The following is an 8,592-nucleotide window of genomic DNA, read 5'->3' as shown; positions in this document are numbered from 1 at the left end:
CCCCCCCCCCCCCCTATTTTTTTTTACACCACAACCCCGCATTCCTCCTTTTCTGCCTGTCTCGTGGGCTCGGAGTTGTGTATATGAGACTGGGCGGGGTGGGCGGCGCGCTGCCGGTGAACGCGGCCGAGAGCTCGGCGAAGAGCCAGGGCCGGCCCAGGCAGCCCCGACCGATGACGACGCCGTCGCAGCCGGTGCTGGCCATCATCGCCAGCGCGTCGCTGGCGTCGTAGATGTCGCCGTTGCCGAGCACCGGGATCGTCCGTACGTGCTGCTTGAGCTCCGCGATCTGCTCCCAGTCGGCGGTGCCGGAGTAGCGCTGCGCCGCCGTGCGGGCGTGCAGGGCCACGGCGGCGGCGCCTTCGTCCTCGGCGATGCGGCCGGCGTCGAGGTGGGTGTGGTGTTCGTCGTCGATGCCGATGCGGAACTTGACGGTCACCGGGATGTCGGAGCCTTCGGTGGCGCGCACGGCCGCGGCGACGATCCGGCCGAACAGCCGCCGCTTGTACGGCAGCGCCGCCCCGCCGCCGCGCTTGGTGACCTTGGGTACCGGGCAGCCGAAGTTCATGTCGATGTGGTCGGCCAAGCCCTCGTCGGCGATCATCTTGGCGGCGGCATACGTCGTGACGGGGTCGACGGTGTAGACCTGCAGCGACCGGGGCGACTCGTCCGGGGCGAAGGTCGTCATGTGCATGGTGACCGGGTGGCGCTCGACTAGCGCGCGGGCGGTCACCATCTCGCAGACGTACAGTCCGCTGACCGTGCCGGCCTTCTCCTTCTCGAGCTCACGGCACAGCGTCCGGAATGCGACGTTGGTCACGCCTGCCATCGGGGCCAGCACCACCGGGCTGGCGAGCGTGAGCGGTCCGATGCGCAAGGTCGTTACCGGCGGCTCAGCACCAGCTTGCCCGCCGTCTTATGCAGTTCCTGGGCGGTGGCCCGCTTGCCCGTGCGTGCTTCGCGGTCGAGTTGGCGCTGCTTGGACACCTCGAACTTCTCGCAAGCCTGCTCGAGTTCCTTGACCAGCACGGCCAGGTCGTCGCGCAGCTCGGCCCCCTTGCCGGTGAAGTCCTCGCGCTCGAAGATGCGCCATTTCTTCAGGATCGGCATCACGACCTCGTCGAGGTGGATGCGCGGGTCGTAGACCCCGCCGACGGCGATGAAGACGGCTTTGCGCCGGAACTCGGGCACCTGGAAGCCGGGCATCTGGAAGTTCCGCAGGATCAGGTGCAGCGACTTCATCGCCCGGTTGGGCGCCAGGTCGAACGCCGCCTCGCTGACGTCACGGTAGAAGATCATGTGCAGGTTCTCATCGGCCGAGATCTTGGCCATCAGCTGGTCGGCGACCGGGTCGTTGCAGGCCCTGCCGGTGTTGCGGTGTGAAATCCGGGTGGCCAATTCCTGGAAGCTGACGTAGATGACGGAGTGGGTCAGGGTTTCGGCGAAGTATTCACCCTGGCGGTTCTGCCCCGGGCTGAAGCCGCGGTTCACCACCTCGATGCGAAGCTTTTCCAGCTCCACGGGATCGACCGCGCGCGTGACCACCAGGTAGTCGCGCAGCGCGATGCCGTGCCGGTTCTCCTCGGCGGTCCAGCGGTTGACCCACTGCCCCCACGCGCCGTCCATGCTGAAGTTCATCGCGATCTCACGGTGATAGGACGGCAGGTTGTCCTCGGTGACCAGGTTCTGCACCATCGCCACCTGGGCGACGTCGGAGAGCTTGCTCTGCTCGGGATCCCAGTCCTGGCCGCCGAGCGCGTAATAGTTCTTGCCGTCCGACCACGGGATGTAGTCGTGCGGATTCCAGTTCTTGTGCATGCTCAGGTGCCGGTTCAGGTTCTTCTCGACTACTGGCTCGAGTTCCCGCAACAGCTGTAGGTCGGTCAGCTCGGCTGACATGGCTCCTCCAGTTATCTGTGTCGATTAGTAGCGGTCAATATATCTGTGTACCCCAGTAGCATCAAGTTTCCGCGCCCGCGCGGCCCGCGCGGGAAGGTTACAGTTCGGCATCCGGCCGCCGGCGTACCGGACACTCGGTTCGCCGGTGCGGCGCCGCTGAAACCCGTTACTCCGAATTACCCGGCTCGGGGGCAGGGACGTAGGGGGCCGCCGTGGCGAACAGCATGTTGACGCAATAGTCGATGAACTGTTTTCGGGTGGCGCCGAGCTGGCCGTTGAGGTATGCGGTGAACAGGCTCGACAGACCGCCGACGAGGCTGGTGGCGATCATCTTCTGCAGCACCGGATCGCCGATCCGGGACAGCTTGCGCTGCAGTAGATCGATGAAGCTGGGCATCCACTGCGCTCCCGAGCGGGTCAGGATCGGCTCCACGGCCGGCGCGAGCAGGAGCACGCGGCCCCGGACCGGGTCGTCGACCATCAGCTCGACGAAACGTTCGACGGCGTCGCGCGGCGTTCTCGCCGAGGTGAGCGTGCTCATCGCCCGCGTGCACACGTCGTCGTAGACCGCTCGCACGAACTCGTCGCGGTCGGAGAAGCTCTCGTAGAAGTAGCGCTCGGTCAGCGCGGCCGCACGGCACACCGCGCGGACGGTCAACGCGGGTCCGCGGTCGCTGCCGAGCAGTTGCACACCGGCGGCAACGAGGTCGTCGCGGCGCAGCGCGTGGCGACTCTCCAGGGGGACGCCGGTCCAACGGCTCCGTCGTTGACCGGACGGCACATCGCTCCTAAGCTGAAAAATGACAACGCATGTAGTCAAAATCTACGACAGCCACGGGGATCTCAACAGTGACTCAAGATACGTCCGCAGACTGTCCGCTGACGAGCACTGTGGACGGCGCGACCGGTGCCGGCGGCATGGCCACCGGATGCCCGGTGTCGCCGCTGGGCTACGAGGCTCCGCCCGTCCCGCTCGGTCCGGATTCGCTCACCTGGCGGTACTTCGGGGACTGGCGCGGCATGCTGCAGGGCCCGTGGGCCGGCTCCATGCAGAACATGCACCCGCAGTTGGGCGCGGCCGTCGTCGAGCACTCGACGTTCTTCCGCGAACGCTGGCCGCGCCTGCTGCGCTCGCTGTACCCGATCGGCGGCGTGGTGTTCGACGGCGACCGCGCTCCGGTCACCGGCGCCGAGGTGCGCGACTACCACACCGCGATCAAAGGCATCGACGACCGGGGCCGCCGCTACCACGCATTGAACCCCGACGTCTTCTACTGGGCGCACGCCACCTTTTTCGTCGGCACGATCCACGTGGCCGAGAGGTTCTGCGGCGGGCTGACCGAGGCGCAGCAGCGGCGGCTCTTCGACGAGCACGTCCAGTGGTATCGGATGTACGGCATGAGCATGCGGCCGGTGCCGGCGTCGTGGGAGGAATTCCAGGTCTACTGGGATCACATGTGTCGCAACGTATTGGAGGACAACTACGCGGCGCGTGCGGTGCTCGACCTGGCCGATCTGGCCAAACCCCCGTTCGCGCAATGGTTTCCGGACTGGCTATGGGCCGCCCAGCGCAAACTCATGGCGCCGTTCTTCGTCTGGGTGACCGTCGGCCTCTACGACCCGCCGGTGCGCGCGTTGATGGGCTACACCTGGTCGGCGCGCGACGAATGGCTGCACCGGCGGTTCGGCGACGCCGTGCGCCTGGTGTTCGCGCTGGTGCCCGGGCGGTTCCGCAAGCATCCGCGGGCCCGCGCCGGGTGGGATCGCGCCAACGGGCGAATCCCGGCCGACGCGCCCTTGGCGCAGACTCCGGCGCGCAACCTGCCGCCGGTGGACGAGCGCGACAGCCCCAAGCATTACTGCCCGAACGTGTCGTAACACCCTCGGGCGCCGCGCATCTCAAGCGTGGGCGTGCTGATGAACCTCTTCGAGGCCGGACTGGTGCACGTGCTGATGGGCGTGCTGGGTCCCGTCGTCGTGGGTGTGCGGGTGTTCGTGCGTGACGTGCTCGTGTTCGTGTGTGGTGTGCGCGTGTGCGTGCGCGACGTCGCCGTGCCGGTGTTCGTGCGCATGTGGCACGTCATGGCTGTGCTGTTCGCTCATGATTCTTTCTCCTCACCCGGCGGGATGCGTGCCAGCCTCCGGCCATCGGACCCTCCAGCGTTAATTGCATTGATACGCAGATAATATCGAAGTGGCGGGTAGCGCTGTCAAGGTCAGGTGTTCAGCCGCCGGGACGACGGTCGACGTGCGCCGGCCGCCGTTGCGCTCGTTCCAGAACCGATAGACCTCCACCGCGGCGTCTCGGGGTTCGTAACGCATCGGCAGCCGCCGGCGCTCCCAGCTCGTCGCGAACTCGTCGTAGAACGTGGCGAGTTCGAAGTATTTGCGGTCGTCGAGGTAGTACTGCGCATAGGCCTCGCGGGTGGTCAGGAAGACCACTTCCCGCGGCGAGCAGTAGTAGAGCGAGCCCAGGCACATCGGGCACGGGTGGGCGAGCACGTAGATGGTGCTGTCGACCAAGTGCTCGGTGCCCAGCTTCCGGCACGCCTCGCGGACGGCGAGGATCTCCGCGTGGGCCGTCGGGTCGTTGGTCTGGGCGGCCTGGTTGGCGCTTTCGGCCAGGACCGCACCGTCGTTGACGATCACGGTCGCGAACGGGCGACCGCCCTCGGCGACGTTGCGGCGGGCCAGGTCGATCGTGCGCTGCGCGAAGTCGGTCATGGGTCGCAGGCTAGTCCCGACGGCGGGGGAGGCCGGGCCTGTGGTAGTAACTAGATTGTCTAAATTTTGTTTGTCCGAGTCGGCACAGGAGCACCATGGCGCGCACCGACAGCGATCGTTGGGATCTGGCGACGAGCGTCGGGGCGACGGCGACCATGGTCGCCGCTCAGCGGGCGCTGGCTTCCGACGCGGCGTTCATCGACGACCCCTACGCCGCGCCGCTGGTGCGCGCCGTCGGGATCGACGTCTACGTCCGGTTGGTCAACGGCCAGATTCCGGTCGGTGGGGAGTCGGGGTTCGATCCGTACCGGATGGCCGAGGGGATGGCCTGCCGCACCAGGTTCTACGACGACTTCTTTCTCGACGCCGCGGGCGGCGGCGTCGGCCAGGCGGTGATCCTCGCGGCGGGTCTGGACGCGCGGGCCTACCGCCTGCCGTGGCCGGCCGGGACCGTCGTCTACGAGGTCGACATGCCCGAGGTGATCGAGTTCAAGACGCTGGCCCTCGCCGAACTCGGTGCGGAGCCGACCGCGCAGCGGCGCACGGTCGCCGTCGACCTGCGCGACGACTGGGCCGCGGCGTTGCGGGCCGCGGGATTCGATCCGCAGGTCCCCACGGTGTGGAGCGCCGAAGGTCTGTTGGTCTACCTGCCGGACGCCGCGCAGGACGCACTGTTCGACAACATCACCGCGCTGAGCGCTCCCGGCAGCCGGCTGGCATTCGAATTCGTGCCCGACACCGCGATTTTCGCCGACGAGCGCTGGCGCGCCCACCACGACCGGATGAGCGAGTTCGGGTTCGAGATCGACTTCAACGATCTCGTCTATCACGGGCAGCGCAGCCACGTCGTCGACTACCTGAACCAGCGCCGCTGGCGGACCTCGTCGACCAGCGTCCAGGAGCTGCACGCGACCAACGGGTTCGCCTATCCCGACGACGACGTCGCCGCGGCCTTCGCCGACGTGACCTACACGAGCGCGGTGCTGGGACGCTGAAACCGGCGCCCCAGCACCCGGCTGCGCCTACGAGCTCAGCAGATCGTCCCTCAGACGGCTCGTGAGCATCTCCTGGAATACGGTGCGTGCCGGGTCGTAGAGGTCCTGGAAGGTCGTCAGCACCGCGTTGCGGTCGTATTCGGGGATGGAACCGGTCGGGGTCCAGAAGCTGTCGATGTCCAGCAGGAAGAACGGTCCCTGCTGGGTCGGCATGGTCCGGCGCAGGTGGTAGTTCTGGTCGAGCGCCTGACCCACCCCGGGGCCGTAGCGCACGATCATCGACTTGCCCGGGTTCGCCTCGCGGTAGACCGCGGCGCCCTGCCACTCGGTCAGCGTCAGGCCGGCGGGAGCGATGCGCTGCGGCCCGAGCAGCGGCTCGGCGATCCAGTTGGCCCACTCGACCCGTCCGTCCACGCCCACGGGGACCCGGACCTCGAGGACGTAGCGCAGGCCGATGCGCTCGACCCCGACGATCGAGGAGACCTGTGAGCGGGCGTCGACGACCCGCATCATGATCTCGAGCAGCGTCTCGAAGTTCGAGTAGGCGGTGGTTTCGATCACGACCGCCTGGTTCTTCATCGAGGCGGCCAGCGTGTTATCGCGGTTGACATAGCGGTTGAAGCGCTCGGCGGTCGGCTGCGGGCTTCCCCCGGCGCCCATGCCCCACGCCACATCCTGGGCCTGGCGTTCGATGGGGAGATGGTCGGCGAGCAGACGTTTGAGCGCTCCGCTCGATGATTCGTTGAGGGAATCCGTTGCCGGGTGACGGACTTCCATCGTTACCAGGGCTACGGGCGCGTTGGGTGAGGCCGCATCGACAGTCATCTTGGGAAGCATAGCCAAGCCATTTTCAGGCCAAACCGGGGCCATCCCGCGTGTCGGCCGACGCATGGCGGACAGCGGCAAGCGGGTTGCATCCGGGTGTGCCCGCCACTGCTCTCGAGGCCCGTCAGCAGCGCCGATACGCCACCCCGCGCGCCGCGCCGCGGGGTGTCCGCCCCGATCGGCGCGGGCAGCCGACCCGGCACGCGCGCGGCCGGTGCACCTTGGCCCGGCGGCGGCCCGCCGGGCCAACCGTCAACGGCCGGTCGGCCGCCGCTGACCATCGGATGACGCTCCGGTGCCGGTCATCTTTCGAGGTGACGGGCCATGTTCGTCGCCGGCGTGGTGCCCCCACTAGGACTCGAACCTAGGACCTGCGGATTAAAAGTCCGTAGCTCTACCAACTGAGCTATAGGGGCCGGAAAAATCAGGATACTGGGTGCCGGAAAGGCGCTCGTTTGAGGATTGGGGCCACGGTGACCTAAGCTGGCGAGGCTCCCAACGTAACCATGTTGCGGGTACCCCGGAGAGATTCGGTTCTGGCCCCCTTCGTCTAGCGGCCTAGGACGCCGCCCTTTCAAGGCGGTAGCGCGGGTTCGAATCCCGTAGGGGGTACGGCGACGCGGTGACGCGGAGCAGCAGCAAGGCCCTGTGGCGCAGTTGGTTAGCGCGCCGCCCTGTCACGGCGGAGGTCGCGGGTTCGAGTCCCGTCAGGGTCGCCAGCACGGCGAGGCACTCATTGCCTTCCGGCCAGGTAGCTCAGTCGGTACGAGCGTCCGCCTGAAAAGCGGAAGGTCGGCGGTTCGATCCCGCCCCTGGCCACCAAGTATCTGTGCATTTCAGCGCCCCTTTTCGCTCTGTCTACGAACTCGTCATCACCGATTCGGACTCGGCGATGGGGCCAATATGGGGCCAAAAACGAGGTGCCGTCGCTGCCAACTCTGTATCGGATCCGTCCCCCTCGACTCTCCGCTGTCTTCGAGCGGAGCCCTACGCGACATGCGCGTGGCCAGTGGCGATTGCACTAGCACCTGCGAGGCACAATTGCGTCGTGCCCGTTCGCTGGTCAGTCGTGGCTGCCGACGACTGGGCTGTCGCTGGCCTCGAGAGCCAGGGCCAGCATCCGCACGACTGGCTCAAACATCCGTCGAGAGAGCGTACCTGGCTGTTCAAACCCGCACGGCCAGAGCGCGATCGTTCCCTCGGGGAAGACACTGTGGAGAAGCTCGGAAGCGAGATGGCTCGGCTGGTCGGAGTGCCGGCGGCCACGGTCGAACTAGCCACTCGGGGCGGGGTGCGTGGCGCATTGGTTGAAGACGTGCGATTGCCAGAGTGGGAATTGCAGGCAGGGCAGGCGCTAATGCTAGAGGTGGTTATCGATTACGACCCGACTGATCCTGAAGCGCGCGGATACAATGTCGGCTCTATCAGGCAGGCACTCACACGGTTTGGATCACCGCCAGGCTCATCGATGCCTACGTCGTTTCGGGCTTTCGATGCGTTCGCAGGATATCTCCTGTTTGACGCGTTGATCGCGCATGGAGATCGCCACGACCGCAACTGGGCCGTCCTTGTGCCGCCGCCGGACGTATCCGAGCCCTCTTTCGACCACGCAGCTAGCCTCGGCTTTACGTTGAGCGACGAACTGCGCGCCGAGCACTTACGCGACGGAACAGTGATGAAATGGGCAGAACGTGGGCACGCGAGCCGATTTGAGCATCGCAAGGGCACGCGTTGGCAGACACTCGTGGACCTGGCAGGCGACGCCATCAGACTCTGTGGACCGAGCACCCGCGAGTACTGGCGTGAACGGATACTGTCGCTTGAACGGCGGACCGTTGAGGACCTATTTGCTTCTGCCCCAGGGATGACGGAGACTGCGCACCGTTTCACGGTCGAACTCGTCAAGATTAATCGAGAGAGGTTGCTCGATGTCCTCGCCTGAATTGCTGTTATCGCGGACGTCAATGGCCACGCGACGCTTCGCTGTCGCATGGCGGAACCGGCGGCGACGCTTAAATTACGCCGGTGGCCGTACTAGACCACGGTGCCAAAGGCTATCGATTCCAGTACCTAGTTGCGTCCAGCAGAGTGGTGTACGAGCCGGTGATGACCGGCGTGTCGTAGCCGGATGAATGAAGGTCATCGCGTG

At 66.5% G+C, this 8,592-nt stretch carries 7 protein-coding genes, 4 tRNA genes and 2 pseudogenes; 6 read left to right on the top strand and 7 right to left on the bottom strand.

All coding sequences use genetic code 11. The annotated features are described in order from the left end of the window. Positions 1-85: 85 nt before the first annotated feature. The 3 genes and pseudogenes from dusB to FPZ47_RS25190 form a co-directional block, all read right to left on the bottom strand. A pseudogene (gene dusB, locus FPZ47_RS25200) lies at positions 86-877 on the bottom strand (tRNA dihydrouridine synthase DusB); the annotation flags it as partial. A 5-nt stretch (positions 878-882) separates the two neighbouring features. After that, entirely contained in the window at positions 883-1,899 is a 1,017-nt protein-coding gene (locus tag FPZ47_RS25195; RefSeq protein WP_144956613.1) for an acyl-ACP desaturase, read from the bottom strand. A 166-nt stretch (positions 1,900-2,065) separates the two neighbouring features. Next, the gene (locus tag FPZ47_RS25190) at positions 2,066-2,680 is read right to left on the bottom strand and encodes a TetR/AcrR family transcriptional regulator (protein ID WP_144956609.1); all 615 of its coding nucleotides are present in this window, start codon (positions 2,678-2,680) and stop codon (positions 2,066-2,068) included. Between the two features lie 68 nt (positions 2,681-2,748). Here FPZ47_RS25190 and FPZ47_RS25185 point away from each other — a divergent pair, with 68 nt between their 5' ends. Beyond that, positions 2,749-3,777, top strand: a complete 1,029-nt coding sequence (locus FPZ47_RS25185) for an oxygenase MpaB family protein (protein ID WP_144956607.1) — start codon at positions 2,749-2,751, stop codon at positions 3,775-3,777. Positions 3,778-3,798: 21 nt separating this feature from the next. On the opposite strand, the gene FPZ47_RS29925 is transcribed toward FPZ47_RS25185, so the two are convergent. Beyond that, positions 3,799-4,002 (bottom strand): zinc transporter Slc39a7, encoded by a 204-nt coding sequence (locus FPZ47_RS29925; RefSeq protein ID WP_144956604.1) that lies wholly within the window; start codon positions 4,000-4,002, stop codon positions 3,799-3,801. Positions 4,003-4,128: 126 nt separating this feature from the next. Further along, a pseudogene (locus tag FPZ47_RS25175) lies at positions 4,129-4,623 on the bottom strand (nucleoside deaminase); the annotation flags it as partial. Positions 4,624-4,718: 95 nt separating this feature from the next. On the opposite strand from FPZ47_RS25175, the gene FPZ47_RS25170 reads away from it, so the two are divergent. After that, positions 4,719-5,618, top strand: coding sequence for an SAM-dependent methyltransferase (locus FPZ47_RS25170; protein WP_144956598.1), 900 nt, complete (start codon positions 4,719-4,721; stop codon positions 5,616-5,618). 27 nt (positions 5,619-5,645) lie between these two features. Here FPZ47_RS25170 and FPZ47_RS25165 read toward each other — a convergent pair whose 3' ends face one another. Further along, positions 5,646-6,455, bottom strand: a complete 810-nt coding sequence (locus FPZ47_RS25165) for a TIGR04255 family protein (RefSeq protein WP_144956595.1) — start codon at positions 6,453-6,455, stop codon at positions 5,646-5,648. Between the two features lie 328 nt (positions 6,456-6,783). Further along, a tRNA-Lys gene (locus FPZ47_RS25160) sits at positions 6,784-6,859 on the bottom strand. Positions 6,860-6,982: 123 nt separating this feature from the next. Between FPZ47_RS25160 and FPZ47_RS25155 the strand changes: the two genes are divergently transcribed. From FPZ47_RS25155 to FPZ47_RS25140, 4 genes are all read left to right on the top strand, one after another. Beyond that, positions 6,983-7,055: transfer RNA gene (locus FPZ47_RS25155), tRNA-Glu, on the top strand. Between the two features lie 30 nt (positions 7,056-7,085). Further along, a tRNA-Asp gene (locus FPZ47_RS25150) sits at positions 7,086-7,162 on the top strand. A gap of 26 nt (positions 7,163-7,188) precedes the next feature. Continuing rightward, a tRNA-Phe gene (locus FPZ47_RS25145) sits at positions 7,189-7,265 on the top strand. A 247-nt stretch (positions 7,266-7,512) separates the two neighbouring features. After that, positions 7,513-8,385: a HipA domain-containing protein gene (locus FPZ47_RS25140; protein WP_225336779.1), complete on the top strand. Its 873-nt coding sequence runs from the start codon at positions 7,513-7,515 to the stop codon at positions 8,383-8,385. Positions 8,386-8,592 lie beyond the last annotated feature (207 nt).

Source organism: Mycobacterium helveticum (genome assembly GCF_007714205.1).
GTDB classification, from domain to species: domain Bacteria; phylum Actinomycetota; class Actinomycetes; order Mycobacteriales; family Mycobacteriaceae; genus Mycobacterium; species Mycobacterium helveticum.
This window is presented reverse-complemented; position numbering and strand designations above follow the sequence as displayed.

What these genes read in the sequence shown, in the direction of transcription:
- FPZ47_RS25195 (WP_144956613.1), bottom strand. Translation starts at nt 1,899, where the DNA reads ATGTCAGCCGAGCTGACCGACCTACAGCTGTTGCGGGAACTCGAGCCA.
- FPZ47_RS29925 (WP_144956604.1), bottom strand. Translation starts at nt 4,002, where the DNA reads ATGAGCGAACAGCACAGCCATGACGTGCCACATGCGCACGAACACCGG.
- FPZ47_RS25170 (WP_144956598.1), top strand. Translation starts at nt 4,719, where the DNA reads ATGGCGCGCACCGACAGCGATCGTTGGGATCTGGCGACGAGCGTCGGG.
- FPZ47_RS25165 (WP_144956595.1), bottom strand. Translation starts at nt 6,455, where the DNA reads ATGCTTCCCAAGATGACTGTCGATGCGGCCTCACCCAACGCGCCCGTA.